Raw genomic sequence first — 18406 nt, forward strand, 5'->3', positions numbered from 1 at the left:
TAATCCTAATTTGATTCAGTGCTTTCTTCCACTGGTTGGCTCTCTTCGCGAGCTAATCTAGGATCGTTTTTAACTCGACCTGAGGCAGTGCGTCGGCGTGAAGTCGCAGCATTGCGCTTCTCTTCCTGTTCTTGGCGGAATTTCTCTTGTTGGGCCAGAATGGCTTCTGGAAGTTCTACCGGAGCGGTTGTTTCTGGGCTTGCCGCTTTCGCTGCTGGCTTGCCACGACCACGTCGAGGAACACGCGTTTTCTTATCTGTCGCTTGCTCTGTTTCAGTTTGAGCAGGCACGGCCGAATCTTGGCTAACCTGTTCGCTTTGGCTTGCGACTGTTTGTTGAGCTGTTGGCTCGGCATATTCAGCGGCAGGCATTTCAATTTCCGGTGTTACGACTTTCGGTTCCGCCGCTGTTTCTGCTGCTTCTTCTATAGTCACATCTTTGGTCGGTAATGCATCTGTTTCAGTGACCGTTTCAGCGACATTTTCTTCGGTAGAGCTGGTTGCTTCAACTTCGACATTAACCGCTTCAGTTACTACTTGAGTTGGTGCTTCAGTGGTCGCTGTGTTAACAGTCTCTGATTCATTGTTAAGTGCTTCAGTCTCAGTTGATGCGCTGATCACTGCAGCCGATATATCCGCTTCAGCGTTTTCTAGCTCTGAGCTTTGTTCTGCTTTGCTGATTTGAGCCTTAACGGACATTTTAGGCTTGGGCTTAACGACTTCTTCTGCTTTCGCGTCTGATGTTGTTTTGCTTTCAGTTTCTCTATCCGAGTCGGCTTCAATGACTGGGCCATTGTTTTCATCAAGTGCTTGAGTTGCCGCTGCGACAGCCTCAGAATTCACTGGTGATGTGGTTTCAATAGCTTGCTCTTTTTCTTCCGCTGATGTTTCTGTTGCTTTAGGTTCAGCTTGAGCAATCTCAGTCTCATTATTCTCTGTGTTGTTCTCTTCACGTTGTGGGCGGCGAGAACGACGAGAGCGACGAGAGCGACGTTGCTGAGGCTCATCACCAGACTTATCCTGTTGATCAGACTGATTGTCTGATTCAGTCTTTTCTACAGACTCTAGTTTGGCAGCTTGTTCTGCTTCTTGCAGTTTCGCGCTTTCCTGAGCTTCATCTTTGATTTTGCCATTGCGACGGCGATTCTCATTGCGGTCGCGTTTGCGTTCTTTCACCTCAGGTACTTCTTTTTGCTGGCGTGCCGCCTTAGGAGCCTGTTCTTGGTTGTCTGTTTTATTGTCCTGTTCGTTTTGACGATTTGGACGATTATTGCGACGACCATTGTTGTTTTTGCCACCAGCTTCCGCTTGTTCGCGGCGAGATTGACGAGTTGAACGTGCTTTATCTTGTGACTCTTCACGCTCTGTGCTCTGGTGTTTCACGTTACGCTTGTTGCGATTTGGTCGAGCGTTTTTGCTTGCGTTTTTGCTGCTGTTATTACGAGTATTTTTGCTGTTCGTGGTATTTTTATTGCCTTTTTCGGCTGCTTTTGAATCTGTTGATTCACCGAATAGGGCGGTCAAAATGCGAGACAATAGGCCAGGTTTATTCGGCTTGCTTGGCTTGCTTTTCACTGGCGTGTTGGTGTGCGCTGGTGCCGGTGCTTTTGGTGCAATGCTGGTGACAGCCGCTTGCTGGCGAACCACTTCGTTGGCTTGACGAGGTTCGTATGGCGGTTGCTCAGGTGTTTCGACTAATGTGTAGCTAGTGTCATTCTGAGACACAACCGAATTGTCATCACGAATTCGTTCAACTTCAAAATGCGGTGTTTCCATGTGCGGATTTGGCACTAGGATAATGTGTACGCTGTTGCGTTTTTCAATTTTCGCAATGTTAGTACGCTTTTCATTAAGCAAGAAAGTTGCGACAGACACAGGTAGTACCGCACGAATTTGTGCTGTACGTTCTTTCGCACATTCTTCTTCAATAAGACGTAATACGGATAAGGCAAGAGATTCAACGTCACGAATGAAGCCTTGGCCATTACAGCGTGGACAAACGATACCGCTGGTTTCGCCAAGTGAAGGGCGTAGGCGTTGGCGAGACATTTCAAGAAGGCCAAAGCGAGAAATGCGACCCAGTTGAACACGAGCACGGTCAGCTTCAAGCGCCGTTTTCATGCGATTCTCTACTTCTTTCTGGTTGCGTACAGGCGTCATGTCGATAAAGTCAATGACCACTAGTCCACCAATATCACGAAGTCTTAGCTGACGAGCAATTTCATCTGCGGCTTCAAGGTTGGTTTGTAGTGCGGTCTCTTCGATGTCGCCGCCTTTCGTTGCACGTGCTGAGTTGATGTCAATGGACACCAAGGCTTCTGTTGGATCAATAACGATAGAGCCGCCAGAAGGTAAGCGCACTTCGCGTTGGAAGGCTGTTTCAATCTGAGTTTCAATCTGAAAGCGATTAAATAGTGGTGTTGAGTCTGTGTAAAGCTTAATGCGAGACTTAAAGTGAGGCATTACCTGCATCACAAAGTTAACGGCATCTTGATAAGCTTGTTTTTCGTCGATCAGTACTTCGCCGATGTCTTCACGAAGGTAATCGCGAATGGCTCGAATAACAATGTTACTTTCTTGATAGATTAAGAAAGGCGCAGGTTTTTCAGCAGCCGCTTTAGTGATGGAGCTCCAAAGCGTTTCTAGGTAGTCTAAATCCCACTGAAGCTCTTCAGTCGAGCGTCCAACGCCTGCCGTACGAACAATCAAGCCGCCATTTTCAGGTGTTTTTAGACCTGACATTGCTTCTTTTAACTGTGAACGATCGTCGCCGTCAATGCGTCGAGAAATGCCACCAGCGCGTGGGTTATTTGGCATTAATACCAGGTAGCGCCCCGCCAAGCTAACAAAGGTGGTCAGCGCCGCGCCTTTGTTGCCGCGCTCTTCCTTGTCAACCTGAACAATGACTTCTTGTCCCTCGCTGATCACATCTTTAATGTTGATGCGACCTTCGTGGTTCACTTTTTTAGAGAAGTAGGTTTTGGAAATTTCTTTAAGAGGAAGGAATCCGTGGCGGTCTGCGCCAAAATCAACAAAAGCGGCTTCAAGACTCGGTTCGACTCGAGTAATTTTGCCTTTATAAATGTTGGATTTTTTCTGCTCGCGAGAGCCAGATTCGATATCTAGATCATACAGACGTTGACCGTCTACTAGTGCAACGCGCAACTCTTCTTGTTGAGTTGCATTTATTAACATTCTAATCATTTTATGTGTGAACTCTGTTAGCGGATACGAAAACGCCACAGCAGTGTCAGGGCAACCATTAATCAATCTGACTCAAAATTATAGAGCAAATCATTCAGTTTTTGTCTGGCGAGATGAATACAGGATTCATTTATTTCTAACTAAACGCGTGTCGCGATCGCTGCCTCGATTATTACCAAATAGTCTCTTTAACTGGTCTCGTTTCTTTGCCTTTTTGTCAAACATCGCGAACGCGCTGTTGAGCAACTTAATGAAATTCCTTCCACTGAAGCGGATTTTTCCGAATCATGCGGTTTAATATTTAAGATTAACTGTTACAGAGGTAAGATAGAGGCCAAAGTGTCGCTTTGGCAGTGTCATTCAATTCTTGCTTCTTATCTTCGAGGTGTTTTGTTGCCTCTTACCCTCTGCGACATTGAATATAACAGTAAAAACTAAGTGCTTCAATTATAAAGGAAACCAATCTTTGCATATGTCCGAAACAGACCAGAATATAACCGCACGCCCCGCTGTGCGCTATGTAACGATAGATGAAAACAATCACGGACAGAGGGTTGATAACTTCCTTGTTACCTTTTTAAAAGGTGTGCCTAAAGGAAAAATTTACAATCTGCTTAGAAAAGGTGAAATTCGCGTTAATAAAAAGCGAACCAAACCAGATTATCGACTGCAGTCTGAGGATGTAGTTCGTATCGCTCCCATTGTTATTGCCCCAGAATCCAAAAAACCAGATTTATCAGATCGTCTAAAAAACGAGATTGAGTCACGTATTGTCTATGAAGATAAAGGTTTGATGGTGGTGAATAAGCCATCTGGTTTGGCTGTGCACGGCGGCAGTGGGTTAAGTTTTGGTTTGGTGGAAGTGGTGCGTCAAATGCGTCCGCAAGAAAAGTTTATTGAGCTTGTTCATCGACTGGACCGTGACACCTCTGGCTTGATCATGATTGCTAAGAAGCGAGCCGTGTTAAAAGAGTTGCATACTGCGCTACGAGAGAAGGAAGGCGTACAAAAAACCTATTTGGCGCTGGTTTATGGGAGCTGGCCAAAACGTAAGCAACAGGTGAATGCGCCTCTGTTGAAAAATGAGCTTAAATCTGGTGAGCGAGTGGTCAAAGTTCACACTGATGGCAAGGAGAGTTTGACCTTGTTCAAATTGGTCAGACAATTTGAAGGTTATAGTTTGATTGAATGTGAACCCGTGACAGGGCGAACGCACCAAATTAGAGTGCATACCTTGCATGCGGGTTATCCCATTGTGGGAGATGACAAGTATTCCCCTGTAGAGGATCTTAAAATGAGTAAGTCCTTGGGGTTCAAGCGTCTTTGCTTGCACGCGACTCGTTTAGTGATTGAGCTGAATGGTGAACGTAAGGTATTTGAAGCGCCGCTTGATGACGAATGGCAACATTCCATGAATACATCCCTAACACCTCTCTATTAGGTATATATAATATCTGTTCTGTGCATTTCTGTTGACACTAGCGAGTCAATATATATTGGCTCGCTAGTGTCATCCTTTTCTAAAGTATTGGGTTTTCTGTGTATCTCGTTTTACGAGCCTTGTGTCTATCTGATTGATATGATCAGTACACTCATTAGAGAGGGGGAGTGAAATGAGGTTGTTTAGATGGAAATGGTTGCGTTCCATACTGGTTGCTTGTCTCTTGAGCTTAACACCATTCAGTATGGCAGGCTCGCAAATGGCCAGTGCCGATTCTTTTCGTCTTTCTGTCGAAGATAGTATTGAAGAGAGAGTAGAAAACGATTTAGAGGAAAAAACTGAGCAGGCGAATATGACTGCCCTGACCGTACACTGGCCGTCAAATATTTTAGCTTCGTTGCATTGGCAAAACACGCTGGATTACATTGCGTCTCACCCTGAAATTTATGGCATGGATTTGCCTTTGGCATACCAGTTAGCCATCGCCAGTGTTGAGGAGGCTTTTCAGGATGAATTTGATCGTTTACTTGATGATCAACACAGAGATATTTTGTTGGCAAAGCAACAGCAAGCTTCTGTTGAAGCCATTAATCAACAAGCGCGAGCCAGGTTGTTAAGCTGTCAAAAAGTAAAGCAAGCTAAGATCCGTCAAATTCAACGTCGATTTTTATCCAGTTAGGGTTTTAGTGTCATGTCAAATCAAGGTCCCCATGCCATCAATTTTGTGACGATTCGTCGTCAGTTTGATTTTCGTGGTATTGAAATGGGGCGATGGGTAACATCCGAAGAAAGAGATCGGGCTGCGCTAAATTTCCATCAGGCTTTGCATGATTTGATGGCGGTGTTGCAAGGCCCAGAAAGTGTGATCTCTTTGCGTGGTACCTTGGGCTTGCAATATGGTAAAGGTGGGCAGCCTGGCGTGGCGGCTCATTATACTCCTGCTACACGGCAGCTGGCACTGGCAAAAAATGCTGGAGCAGGCAGTCTTGCTCATGAGTGGTTCCACGCTTTTGATCATTACTTAGCGGACAAGATGTATGCTCATGTTCCTTCTACCGGCTTTGCCTCAAATCTTTGGTTAAATCTGTCAGAGACTCGTTATAAGCGCCACCGATTAAATGACTTACTTGCAGAGTGCTTTAAATGCATTATGTTGAGCCCTTCCGGCAAGGAGCCAAGTCAACTTTTTATGGCTTCGAAGCAGGCGGATCACACTCTAAATCTTGTCTATTACGCCAAGCCCGAAGAGTTGTGTGCAAGAGCGTTTGAGGCGTTTGTTGAAGATGAAAGCCCAACCAGTCGTTTCTTGGTCAGTGGGACGAAAGTGTCAAAAGAGGCAAATCTTGGTTTGTATCCACAAGGGGAGCAACGGCATCAGATTAATCAAGCTTTTCGTCATTATTTCCAGCTTTTGGGGGCGGCATTGCTTGCGCAAGAAAAGCGTGAATAATGATGTTGTTTTTAGCTTGTTTGGGTTTGTTCCAATAAGGTTTTAGGGATTTCTAATCCAACTGGAATATCGACAAAGAATTGGAAATCACTGTCGTTATTCTGTTCAAGTTTTGTTAAGAGTATGATGGTGCTTTCGGCGAGCTCAATGCCTTTGGGAAGCAGTATATCTCCATGACTGTTTGTTAAGTCGCGTGCCAACATCATACCTGTTTGCAATTGTTTGGAGTCGACACCTATGTCTGAGATAGGTTTTGTCGTTTTCAGTAAGGATAAAGATGATGTCAGTGCTTCTACTGCGCTTGTGTCGTAGTGACTCCCAGCCTTTGATGCTAAAAAATCGAGTGCTTCATTATTGGTAAGAGGATTTTCTAACATCCGTCCAACGCGTAACTCTATGTAGTCATTCACCACCGTTAGTATTCTAGCGGATAGGGATATGTTTTCTGCTTTTTCTCCTTGGGGGTAGCCTTCGCCATTCAAATATTCTTTGTGGTGAAGAATGATTTCAGCGACGGGAACTAAAGGGCGAATGTTTTTGATTAAATTCGCTCCGGTGATTGGGTATTGCTCGTATTGCTCTTTTTGCTCGTCAGATAATAATGCATAAGGGGTAAGCAGCAACTCATCGTTAAAGCTGACTTGACTCATATAGCGCATTTTTGCAGCTCTTTTAAGGTGGACCTGTTCTCTTAATGGTACTTTTAACACCTCGGCAATATCGCTAACTAAGGTGATAATATTTGGTATGTTCGTATTAGGATGAGGGGATGGGGTGCGCATATCCAGTAAGTTGGCAAACAGGTCTACGGTGCTCTTATAGTTTTCTTGTAGCGCGCCATTTATTTCAACAATTTTTTGTGTTCGCTCCTTAACTGTAGCTTCTAGCGTTTTATTTTTCTCTATAAGCTCTTTGTTTTTGGCGGCTAATAAATGGTGTAAGTTTTCATTTTCGCTTTTTAAATTCACTGTATTAAATGCATCTGAGACCAGTTCTTTGATGTGGTCATCATCCCACGGCTTTTGAATGTAATTTGACACTTTGCCACGATTGATTGCGTCAATGACGGACTCTATATCGGCTTGCCCTGTCAATAGAATGCGAATGGTATCTGGGTATTGTTCAGCCACGATAGCCAGAAATTCTGGGCCACTCATTTCAGGCATACGGGCATCTGAAATGATCACTTGAACAGAGTGGTTCGCTAGTAAATCAAGACCTTCCTGACCACTGTTTGCCGTTAAGATAGTATAATTACTTTTTCGGAATAAACGTTTTAAAGAAGACAAAACGTTTTGTTCATCATCCACTAATAATAAGGTGGATGCTTCTCTTATACTCTCTATCTCAGTATTCTCATGACTCATTCAAGGTTCTCCTTTTGACCTAGTTTACTATCGCTTACTGGATAAGGTAGCCAAATATTGAATGTTGTACCATCGCCTACTTTGCTGGTGACGTTTATTGTTCCTTCGTGACTTTCTATAATGCCATAGGAGATGGACAGTCCTAACCCCGTGCCAACACCCACGTCTTTTGTTGTGAAGAAGGGGTTAAAGATAGAGTCCAAGTGTTCTTGATCTATTCCACAGCCATTGTCTGAAATCATGACACTCACCCCATGATCACTTTCTTTTACGCTAATGTTTAATTCCCCTTGTTCATTCATGGCATGGGCTGCGTTCACAAACAGGTTCAAAAAAACTTGTAGTAGCTCACCACTGTTTCCTTCGATCTCACTTATTTGATGAAAATCCCTATGGATCACACCCTTATATTTAAGTTCATTGTTAGCCAGTTTTAAGGCTTCTTCAATGATTGTGGTAACATGGCAGGGCTCTTTTTTGTCTTCAGACTGGTGAGAAAAGCGCTTGAGTCCTCCGACAATATCAATAATTCGTTTGATACCTTGTTGTGACTCTTTGAATAGATTTTGAGTGTCTTCTAGTAAAAAATCCATGTCAATGTCTTTCCAAGTTTTGTCGAGTTCATCTACAGATTGGATAATAGCTTCATCATTTGACTTGGATAATTGCTCCGTGTGTGCCTTGGTCTTTTGAATATAGTCGATAAAGTCCTCTAGATACCCGCCTAGAGACCCAAGGTTACTCTTGATAAACCCCATGGGGTTATTGATTTCATGGGCAATACCGGCAGATAGCTGACCAACCGTTGCCATTTTTTCTGACTGAACAAGCTGATTCTGTGCCTCTTTTAACGCTTCATTTGCACTGGCGATTTCTTGATAGCTGGCTAGCAGCTTATCATCTTGATATCGGTGTTCTATGATGATGCCAAGTTGATTCGTACCTGTTCTAAAGACATCCAATAGTTGCGTTTGTTTTTCTGTGAGTTCATGGCTTAGCAAAATAATAATGCTAGTGAGGTGCCCTAGACTCATGATTGGCAGAGCGATAAGGGTATCTATTTGTTGGCTGTTTATTTCTAGATTAATCGTTTCAATTAGTAGCTCTTTTTTCTCTCGTACTATGGGTTCAACATCTTTGATAATCTTTTCTACTTCATCCTTTTGCATTGTCATCTCATCATGGTTTTCCTGATTTGGGTTGCAAAATAAAGGCGAAAAATAATCATCATGTTTAGTGTTAAAGGGGAAGTGTGCGAAGGCCGCAAATGAAATCTCACTTAATACCATCATGTTATTCACCATAGGCGGGAGAAAATCACGTAATTTAGGCCGATTGATACCATAATCACTAATGTGAATTAGAAACTTATTTTCTTCAACGGCAAAATGAAGTGAGCTGACATTTTCTTTTAAAGCGGCGTTGGCGAAATGAAGTTCGCGGCTTTTCTTTTCCAATATCTGCTCTGCATTTTTGCGCGCCTTCCTTTCACGCTGGAAAGCCGCTTCATAATCCATAAAAGAATCCTTCTTTAGCTACGTTCAATGACTAATGAGCAGTGGTCTGCACCCTCATTCATGCAGCAGGTATGCTTTATGGTAATAGGCGTATCAAAACTTTCTGCAGCCTTATGAATTAAGCCAATGGCCAATAAGCACAGCTTACGTGGAGACTGATAGTAGAGCGTAACACCATTGTCGCGTTTTTCAGTCACTAGGATGCTAGGAGTTGAGGCATCGGGATATAATTTATTCACTTCGACATGGATAACAGAGTCGACCGCTTCGAGTAAGCTCCATAGGTCAGGAAAGTCCATCATGGAAGGTGGTAGGCTATGCGCTAATCCGTCATATAAATAACGTCCAAATGCTTCCACTAAATCTGGTACCGGGATTGAGCTGTGTTCAGATAAGGCGACGACCAAGGATAATATTTCTTCATCATCATAGGTTTCAGAGCTGGTATAAATTCCGCCACTAGGTAAATTGCACTTTTCCAATAATGTTTCCCAGCATTCCATGCCAAATTGTTCTTCGATCATTTCTTGAAAATTGGTAAATACAGCCCCTTTCATATTTAACCTCCTCTTTGTTTGCTTACTACAATAATAAGCAACAAACATAAAACTCACCTGAATTGATTGGTTCTAGTGCGTAATTTTTTGTTGGAGATTGGCAGTGTTGCTGTAATGGCGTATAAGACGACTTAATTTAGATCAGTAAGAAATAAATATGTTGAAGGGCATAAAAAACGAGCCGCATGGGCTCGTTTTTTTATGTCGGAAAGTTGTTAGTCTTGGTAACTCTCAATAGGAGGGCATTCACAGAACAAGTTACGATCTCCATACACGTTATCAATACGACCAACAGGTGGCCAATACTTACGAGCCTTGATCCAAGGTAGTGGATAGGCGGCGTCTTGACGTGAATAAACATGCTGCCAATCGGCTACCAATAAACTGTCTGCTGTGTGTGGTGCGTTTACTAGAGGGTTGTCTTCTAATGGCCATTCGCCAGCTTGCACCTTGCTGATTTCTTTACGAATTTGGACCATGGCGTCACAGAAACGATCCAATTCATCTAGGTTTTCAGACTCGGTTGGTTCGATCATTAGAGTGCCTGCTACAGGAAAAGACATAGTCGGCGCATGGAAACCAAAGTCCATCAGGCGCTTGGCAATGTCTTCCTCTGAAATGCCGGACTCGGCTTTTAATGGGCGAATATCGATAATGCATTCGTGAGCGACGGTGTCATTCTTACCGGTATAGAGTACTGGGTAGTGTTCGCCTAGACGTTTAGCAACATAGTTGGCGTTTAAGATGGCATTATAAGTTGCGTCTTTTAGACCTTGATCGCCCATCATTTTGATGTACATCCAGGTGATTACTAGGATGCTAGCGCTGCCGTAAGGGGCGGCAGATACAGCACCATGCTGTTCTTCCATGTCCAAAACTGGGCTAATTGTGTGGCCAGGCAAGAAAGGCGCGAGGTGTGACTTAACGCCAATAGGTCCCATGCCTGGTCCGCCACCACCGTGCGGGATGCAGAAGGTTTTGTGCAAGTTTAGGTGAGACACATCTCCTCCAAAAGAGCCTGGAGGAGCAATGCCAACGAGAGCGTTCAGATTGGCGCCATCAATGTAGACTTGGCCGCCAAATTTATGGACAGTGTCACATACTTCACGAATGTGCTCTTCAAAAACACCGTGAGTGGATGGGTAGGTCGCCATAATGCAGCTAAGTTGCTCTGCGTGTTGCTCGGCTTTTTCAGCAAGGTCAGTCAAGTCAATATTGCCGTTTTCATCGCATTTCACAATCACAACCTTCATGCCTGCCAGTGCTGCAGAGGCTGGGTTAGTACCATGTGCGGAGCTTGGGATCAAACACACGTCACGATCATGATCACCACGAGACTTGTGATACTTGTCAATGGCCACCAAACCAGCGTATTCACCTTGAGCGCCTGAGTTAGGCTGCAAGGAAACGGTATCGTATCCAGTTGCTTTGGATAACATGGCAATGAGCTCTTTTAGCAAAGCGTGATAGCCAGAGACTTGGTTGTTTGGTGCGAATGGGTGAATGCGACCAAATTCTGCCCAAGTGACTGGAATCATCTCGGATGCTGCGTTCAATTTCATAGTACATGAGCCCAAAGGAATCATGCTTTGATTAAGGGCAATGTCTTTTACTTCAAGCTGATGCATGTAGCGCATTAACTCGGTTTCACTGTGATGACGGTTGAAAACAGGGTGCGTCAAGATCGCGTCTTGTCTCAGTAGATTAGATTCTAAGCCATACTCTGCTTGGTTATTAGTGATGTGCGCCAAGCTCAGTTCGATGCCAAAGCAGTCAAGAATGTCAACAATGTCTTGTGGTGTGGTGGTTTCACTGATGGAGATGGATAGTTGCTGGTTGCTTGGCTGATAAAAGTTCATCAGCTGGTTTTCTGCTTTTGTGATAATGTCGCTGGTATGGCTGCCGCTTTCAATCAATAGTGTGTCAAAGTGGGCACTATTGGTTTTAAAACCATTTGATTGTAAGTGATTGGCAAGGCAATGCGTTAGGCTGGCAACGCGACCGGCAATTTTCTTCAGACCGTCTGGACCGTGATAAACAGCATAGAAACTCGCCATCATGGCAAGTAGCGCTTGTGCGGTACAAATATTAGACGTGGCTTTCTCACGACGAATGTGTTGTTCACGAGTCTGCATGGCCATGCGCAAAGCCGGCTGATCATGACTGTCTTTCGATACGCCAATAACACGGCCAGGCATAGAGCGTTTATAAGCGTCTTTTGTGGCTAAGAAAGCAGCATGAGGTCCACCAAAGCCCATAGGGACGCCAAAGCGTTGTGCACTACCGAAAACAATGTCGGCGCTCATGTCGCCAGGTGATTTAAGTAATACAAGAGAGAGTAGGTCGACAGCAACACTTACCAAGGCTTTTTGTTCGTGAGCTGATGCAATGTAAGGTGTTAAATCTTTCACTTCGCCATCAATGCCAGGGTATTGGATTATCGCACCAAATACATCGTGGTCATTTAGTTTCTCTAAATCGTCAATCACGACATCAATGTTGAGCAATTCGGCGCGAGTCTTCACCACATCAATGGTTTGTGGCAAGCAGTGATTTGCCACAAAGAGTAGATTGCTTTTCTTTCTGTTAGAGCGCTTCATCAGCGTCATGGCTTCAGCTGCGGCGGTTGCTTCGTCTAATAATGAAGCATTGGAAATTTCCATGCCTGTTAGGTCGATTATAACTTGCTGGAAGTTCAGTAGTGCTTCCAGACGACCTTGTGAAATTTCGGGTTGGTAAGGTGTGTAAGCGGTATACCAGCCTGGGTTTTCTAATAAGTTACGTAAAATAGGTGAAGGGACAAAAGTGTCGTGATAGCCCATGCCAATAAAAGAACGCGCCACTTTGTTTTGTTGTGCGATGGCTTTCAATTCTGCTAGGGCATCATTTTCGCTGACCGCTTGCGCGCTTAAATCAAGGTTTGCTTGGCGAATGGCCTCAGGTACCGTTTTTTCAATCAATTCGGCTAGATCGTTTGCACCAATGGTGTTCAGCATTTTAGCTTGCTCTTGACTATCAGGTCCGATATGGCGAGCGATGAATTCGTCGTTGTTCAACAAATCGCGGATGCAAGATGTCATAGTTCAATCACCTATTAAAAGAAGAGAGTGGAGAGTGTGCTCTTCCACGTTAATGGAAGAGCAGGGCAGTACGAATGCGAGTGAAATTACTCGATAGAATCAGCGTAACCTGATGCATTGAGCAACTTATCAAGGTCAGCGGGATCGCTAAGTTTGATTTTAGCAATCCAGGCACCTTCATAAGGTGCTTCATTGATAAGCTCTGGTGCATCTTCTAATGCTTCATTCACTTCAATGATTTCACCATTCACTGGGGCGTAGATATCAGATGCCGCTTTCACTGACTCGATCAATGAAAACTGTTCTGAAGCCGTTGTGGTTGCACCTACTTCAGGTAGTTCGACGTAAACAACATCGCCAAGCAAGTCTTGTGCATGATCCGTAATGCCAACGGTGACAGTGCCATCACCATTGTCTAGAACCCACTCATGTGAATCAGCGTATTTTAAATTTTCTGGGATAGTGCTCATGTGTTGTTTGCCTCTTAAAAAAATACCCAAGAGGAAGTCCTCTTGGGTATGTTGATTAGCGGTAAAGTGGGAAGCGTTTGCAAAGCTCTTTTACTTCTGCAAGAACGCGAGCCTCAACTTCAGGGTTGCCTTCAGGCATTGCCACAAGACCATCTAGAACATCACTGATTAGATGACCCACTTTACGGAATTCTTCTTCGCCAAAGCCACGAGAAGTAGCGGCTGGTGTACCGATACGAATACCAGAGGTAATCATTGGTTTTTCAGTGTCAAATGGAATGCCATTTTTGTTACAAGTAATGCCAGCACGTTCTAGTGCTTTATCGGCCATATTACCTTTGATGCCTTTTGGACGTAGGTCAACTAGCATTAGGTGGTTATCAGTACCACCAGTTACCACATCACAACCACGTTCAATCATCACTTCAGCCAGAACCTTGGCGTTAGTAACAACTTGATCAATGTACGTTTTGAATTCTGGTTTCAATGCTTCGCCAAACGCGACGGCCTTACCGGCAATCACGTGCATTAGTGGACCACCTTGGTAACCAGGGAAAACCGCTGAGTTGATTTTCTTGCCTAAATCCAAGTCGTTTGACAAGATCATGCCACCGCGAGGGCCACGTAACGTTTTGTGTGTCGTTGTTGTGACAACATGTGCGTGTTCTAAAGGTGATGGGTGTGCGCCAGTGGCAACCAAACCTGCAATGTGAGCCATGTCAACGAACAAGTACGCGCCAACCTTATCAGCAATTTCACGGAAACGTTTGAAATCGATAACGCGAGGAATGGCAGAACCACCAGCGATGATCATTTTAGGTTTGCACTCTAGTGCTTGCGCTTCGATGGCATCGTAATCGATCAATAGAGTATCAGGGTTAACCTGATATTGAACCGCATTGAACCACTTGCCAGATTGAGCTGGTGGCGCCCCGTGAGTTAAGTGACCACCGGCATCAAGTGACATACCAAGAATGGTGTCACCCGGTTGCAATAACGCTAACATAACAGCGCCGTTTGCTTGTGCACCTGAATGAGGTTGTACATTGGCAAATTCACAGTTAAACAATTGCTTCGCACGATCAATGGCCAATTGCTCGGTCACATCAACCGCTTCACAGCCACCGTAATAGCGACGGTTTGGGTAACCTTCCGCATATTTGTTAGTCAGCACAGAACCTTGCGCTTCAAGTACGGCTTTTGAAGTGATGTTTTCAGAAGCAATTAACTCAATGCCAGTTTCTTGGCGTTCTTGTTCTTCTGTAATCGTTGCGTAAAGCTCAGGATCTCGCTCTGCGAGAGTTTGGCTGAAAAAAGCTTCGGTGTTGGCCATGGGGAAATTTCCTCTTAAATAAACATGTATGCCCATAAGACAATGAGTCTTGCCTATAATAACACTAAGGCAGTCTAAGGTGATGAAAAAAGATCATCTTTCTAAGAGCGTCAGTCATTGTTCTGTTCACGTCAATTTGTGCTCATCATAATCAAAAAGTTTCCGATTGGAAACATGTAAATCATAAAGATTTTTAAATTTGTATTTTTATTTCTTCTGACCGATTGGTTTGATAATCATATGGCTTATACGTGGTAAGGGATGAAAACAGTTTAAATTAAATGCACTGGGTACTTGTCAAATCTGGTTAGTTTTCGATAACCTGTTTCCAATTGGAAACACGGCAAATTAATTTGATAAAGGGTTAGATTATGAAACGTACAGCATTACATGAGCAACATCTCGCCAGTGACGCCAGAATGGTTGAGTTTGCAGGTTACGAAATGCCTGTGCAATATCCATTGGGTGTCAAAAAGGAACATTTGTGGACTCGCGAGCAGGCGGGCTTGTTTGATGTTTCCCATATGGGCCAGGTTATTTTAAAGGGTGATAATGTTAAATCTGAGCTTGAGGCGATTTTGCCGGTCGATGTACTTGGTTTAGCAAAAGGTATGCAGCGGTATGGTATGTTTACCACTAAAGAGGGTGGGATTACCGACGATCTGATGTTCGCTAACTGGGGGAGCGAGGTTTTTATGGTGGTGAATGCCGCTTGTAAAGAACAAGACATTGCTTACCTAAAAGATCAATTGCCCACCTCACAAGTGGAGGTGATTGAAGATCGTGCTTTATTGGCCATTCAGGGGCCAAAAGCACGTGAGGTGTTTGCTCGTCTCATCCCAGAAGCCGCAGAAATGACTTTTATGCAGAGCTTGGTGTTTGTGTGGCAAGGTGTTGAAGTTTGGGTGAGTTGTTCTGGCTACACAGGGGAAGATGGTTATGAAATCTCGGTGCCTGATGCTCATGCGGCTGAATTTGCGCAAGCCTTGTTGTCGCAAGATGAAGTGGAGTGGATTGGTCTTGGGGCGCGTGATTCATTAAGACTTGAAGCCGGCTTATGCCTGTATGGTCATGATATTGATACCAACACTACGCCGGTTGAAGCGTCTTTAAATTGGGCGATTCAAAAAGTTCGTCGTCTTGAGGGTGAGCGAGCAGGTCAATTTGTGGGGGCGGATGTCATTTTGTCGCAATTTGCTCAGAAGCCAGCGCAGAAGCGCGTAGGTTATCTTGTTGATGGTCGAGCGCCAGTTCGAGAAGGGGTTGAGCTGGTGGCGGCTGACGGTAATAAAGTTGGGCGAGTTACCAGTGGTGGCTTTTCCCCAAGTTTGTCTCAGCCAATTCTGATGGCTTACGTTTCGACGTCTGTGCTTGAGTCTGATGAGCCGGTGTTTGCTGAGATGCGCGGTAAGCAAATTGCTTTAACTAGGGCGAGCATGCCTTTTGTGCCATCTCGTTATTATCGTGGTTAAACCCTTTTAACCACGATCGTTATCAGAACCGGTTGATGCGCCATGGAGAGAACGGCTTTACATGGCGCATTTTTATTTGTTGTGTGATAATTCTTATCTTTTGGAGAACCTGTGTTGGCAAGTGTTACTCAACTTGTTGCAGCTTTTGATGCCTGCTTTTTATCATCTTTCAATACACGTTTAGTTGGCAATGCCGAAGAGCCTTTGTATCTTCCGGCAACCTTAGACGAGCCTGCGAAAATTTTATTTCGTCTTGATTACGTATCAAGTGCTTTGCATGAGGTCAGTCATTGGTGCATTGCTGGGCTTGAGCGTCGTCGTCTCGAAGACTATGGTTATTGGTATGAGTCGGATTCCCGTAACTTAACCACGCAAAAGCAATTTGAACAGGTTGAGGTCAAACCGCAGGCGGTCGAGTGTATCTTGCATTGGTCGGCCGGACTCGAGTTTCGGGTCAGTGTGGATAATCTGGCCTTACCAGAATACGATGCTTTACCCTTTAAACAAGCGGTTATGTCGCAAGTCGGTCGCTATATAAATGACTGGACTGTGCCTGAAAGAGCCTTGTTGTTCTCGCGTTATTTATTAGCGCAACGCCATCCTAATAAAGATTTTAGTGAGTTTTTAAAGCAAAAATATGAAGATCATTGCAGATGAAAATATGCCTAAGGTGGAAATGCTGTTTTCCCATTTAGGTGAAGTGACGTTAGTGAATGGCCGCAATCTAACTCACGAACAAGTTAAGCAAGCGGATATTTTATTAGTTAGATCCGTTACCAAGGTTAATCAAGCGCTACTGGAAGGTAGTCAAATTCGGTTTGTTGGTAGTGCAACGATTGGTATTGATCATATTGATTTAGATTATCTTGCGCAAAAGGGTATTCAGTTTTCTAGCGCGCCTGGCTGCAATGCTCAGGCGGTTGCGGATTATGTCTTCAGTGGCTTAAGTCATTTATACCTGACCAAAGGTGTGAAATGGTTAGGCCGTAAAGTTGGCATTGTTGGTTTTGGAAACGTGGGAAAAACAGTCTATCAAAGGTTTAAGGCATTAGGCTGTGAGGTTTGTGTTTATGACCCATTAAAACAGCACCAAGACGGCGAAGTGGCGAATTTTGTCTCTTTGGCGGAGGCCTTGTCCTGTCAGGTTATTTCATTTCACGCACCATTGACTAGAACAGGATCATATCCGACTGAAAATATGGTCAATGTTGCACAGCTCGAACAGGTTGCGGCTGATAGTATTATTATTTCGGCTGGTCGTGGAGGGGTGATAAACGAATCTGCTTTGATCGCGCGATACCATGAATTGCAAGGCCAGTTGCATTTAGTCATGGATGTTTGGCAGGGCGAGCCGAGTATTAATCAATCCTTGCTGGCAATTGTTGATATCGCCACGCCACACATTGCTGGATACAGTAAGCAAGGTCGTGAGAAGGGCAGTTGGATGGTCTATCAGGCGTTATGCGAATTCCTGCAGCAGCCAACAAAGATAGCTTACGAAGACGCCATTAGTGCCGGAAATTTTACATCAATTCAAATGCTTGGCGATATTTGTAAAGAAGAAATGCTGGCGAGAAGCATGCATGCCCTTTATGATGTGGCGAGAGATGATGCTCGATTAAGATATCAGTATCGACAAAACACAAAAGAGAACATATTTGATTGGCTTAGAAAAAACTATGTTGAACGCGACGAATTTAATACTTGTCAGGTGCAGCATGATTCAGGTCAGGCCAATTTGGCCGCAGTTGGCTTCAATCAATCATAATCAAAATTAAGGTATAGCATGGCTGGAGTAATGCAGGTTGATTTAGATGACCTTGACGTGCCCGTTGGTACGAGAGTGCAATTGGAATTTATTTCACCGCCGGGTCGTTATATGGTGAAAGTGTTAGGAAATCTGCCAGGTGTTTCTTTAATTTTATCTTGCCCAAAAATGAATGGAAAAAATATCCTGGTTCGCGACAGTCAGGTTGTTAATGTCCGTCTCATGTTAAGTACCCATGTGTGTGCTTTTTCCAGTAAGGTGGCTAAAAGCTACTTGGAACCAGCTGCCCATTTGCATATCGCTAATCCAAGTTATGTTGAAGCGTCAGAAGTGCGACAGGCTGTGCGTGTTGAAACCAAACTGATTAGCAATGTTGAAGGGGATAATAGTGATACTTCAATTGCTTCGGCTTCCTCGGCGATTATCACCGACTTAAGTTATGGCGGTGCCAAAGTAATTTCAAAAGAAGATTTTGGATCTGTTAATCAAACCATGAAGATGGCGTGCAGTGTTAAAATCGGCCCTTACTCTCATCTATTGAAATTGGATTGCGAAATACGTTCGCAAGAAATTCAGATGCTAGAGCAAGTGCAGGCAAGCATGGAGGATAATGAATTTTTGACCCGGATGGGGGTGGAATATTTCTATGTCTATGGGATTCGCTTTGTAAATCTTTCTAAAGAAAGCGGCATTCCGCTCATGGCTTATATATTGGATACGTTAAAAAAGAAATAACGTCATAGTATTG

The 18406-nt window shown here is 44.1% G+C and carries 14 protein-coding genes; 7 read left to right on the plus strand and 7 right to left on the minus strand.

The window, feature by feature from the left end:
* Window positions 1–5: 5 nt before the first annotated feature.
* The gene (rne, locus tag MAR181_RS08500; protein WP_041651251.1) at window positions 6–3203 is read right to left on the minus strand and encodes a ribonuclease E; all 3198 of its coding nucleotides are present in this window, start codon (window positions 3201–3203) and stop codon (window positions 6–8) included.
* A 472-nt stretch (window positions 3204–3675) separates the two neighbouring features.
* Here rne and MAR181_RS08505 point away from each other — a divergent pair, with 472 nt between their 5' ends.
* From MAR181_RS08505 to MAR181_RS08515, 3 genes are all read left to right on the plus strand, one after another.
* The gene (locus tag MAR181_RS08505) at window positions 3676–4644 is read left to right on the plus strand and encodes an RluA family pseudouridine synthase (protein ID WP_013796187.1); all 969 of its coding nucleotides are present in this window, start codon (window positions 3676–3678) and stop codon (window positions 4642–4644) included.
* A gap of 172 nt (window positions 4645–4816) precedes the next feature.
* A complete protein-coding gene (locus MAR181_RS08510; protein ID WP_013796188.1) occupies window positions 4817–5323 on the plus strand; it encodes a hypothetical protein in 507 nt (168 codons plus the stop codon).
* Window positions 5324–5335: 12 nt separating this feature from the next.
* Complete coding sequence (locus tag MAR181_RS08515) at window positions 5336–6094, plus strand: CLCA_X family protein (protein WP_013796189.1); 759 nt, start codon at window positions 5336–5338, stop codon at window positions 6092–6094.
* A gap of 11 nt (window positions 6095–6105) precedes the next feature.
* Here MAR181_RS08515 and nosR read toward each other — a convergent pair whose 3' ends face one another.
* The 6 genes from nosR to glyA all read right to left on the minus strand — a co-directional run bounded on the left by nosR (window position 6106) and on the right by glyA (window position 14418).
* Window positions 6106–7461 (minus strand): response regulator c-di-GMP phosphodiesterase, NosR family, encoded by a 1356-nt coding sequence (gene nosR, locus MAR181_RS08520; protein ID WP_013796190.1) that lies wholly within the window; start codon window positions 7459–7461, stop codon window positions 6106–6108.
* A complete protein-coding gene (locus MAR181_RS18675; RefSeq protein WP_013796191.1) occupies window positions 7458–8978 on the minus strand; it encodes a sensor histidine kinase in 1521 nt (506 codons plus the stop codon). The genes nosR and MAR181_RS18675 overlap by 4 nt, the downstream gene beginning before the upstream one ends.
* A gap of 14 nt (window positions 8979–8992) precedes the next feature.
* A complete protein-coding gene (locus MAR181_RS08530; protein WP_013796192.1) occupies window positions 8993–9535 on the minus strand; it encodes a heme NO-binding domain-containing protein in 543 nt (180 codons plus the stop codon).
* 215 nt (window positions 9536–9750) lie between these two features.
* A complete protein-coding gene (gene gcvP / locus MAR181_RS08535) occupies window positions 9751–12615 on the minus strand; it encodes an aminomethyl-transferring glycine dehydrogenase (protein ID WP_013796193.1) in 2865 nt (954 codons plus the stop codon).
* 86 nt (window positions 12616–12701) lie between these two features.
* Window positions 12702–13085, minus strand: a complete 384-nt coding sequence (gcvH, locus tag MAR181_RS08540; protein ID WP_013796194.1) for a glycine cleavage system protein GcvH — start codon at window positions 13083–13085, stop codon at window positions 12702–12704.
* Between the two features lie 55 nt (window positions 13086–13140).
* Entirely contained in the window at window positions 13141–14418 is a 1278-nt protein-coding gene (gene glyA / locus MAR181_RS08545; RefSeq protein WP_013796195.1) for a serine hydroxymethyltransferase, read from the minus strand.
* Between the two features lie 371 nt (window positions 14419–14789).
* On the opposite strand from glyA, the gene gcvT reads away from it, so the two are divergent.
* The 4 genes from gcvT to MAR181_RS08565 all read left to right on the plus strand — a co-directional run bounded on the left by gcvT (window position 14790) and on the right by MAR181_RS08565 (window position 18393).
* A complete protein-coding gene (gene gcvT, locus MAR181_RS08550) occupies window positions 14790–15890 on the plus strand; it encodes a glycine cleavage system aminomethyltransferase GcvT (protein WP_013796196.1) in 1101 nt (366 codons plus the stop codon).
* A gap of 111 nt (window positions 15891–16001) precedes the next feature.
* Entirely contained in the window at window positions 16002–16547 is a 546-nt protein-coding gene (locus tag MAR181_RS08555) for an elongation factor P hydroxylase (RefSeq protein ID WP_013796197.1), read from the plus strand.
* Window positions 16528–17658, plus strand: coding sequence for a 4-phosphoerythronate dehydrogenase (locus MAR181_RS08560; protein WP_013796198.1), 1131 nt, complete (start codon window positions 16528–16530; stop codon window positions 17656–17658). The genes MAR181_RS08555 and MAR181_RS08560 overlap by 20 nt, the downstream gene beginning before the upstream one ends.
* 18 nt (window positions 17659–17676) lie before the next feature.
* Entirely contained in the window at window positions 17677–18393 is a 717-nt protein-coding gene (locus MAR181_RS08565; RefSeq protein ID WP_013796199.1) for a flagellar brake domain-containing protein, read from the plus strand.
* Window positions 18394–18406: the final 13 nt, after the last annotated feature.

It is taken from the genome of Marinomonas posidonica IVIA-Po-181, from assembly GCF_000214215.1.
Lineage (GTDB): Bacteria > Pseudomonadota > Gammaproteobacteria > Pseudomonadales > Marinomonadaceae > Marinomonas > Marinomonas posidonica.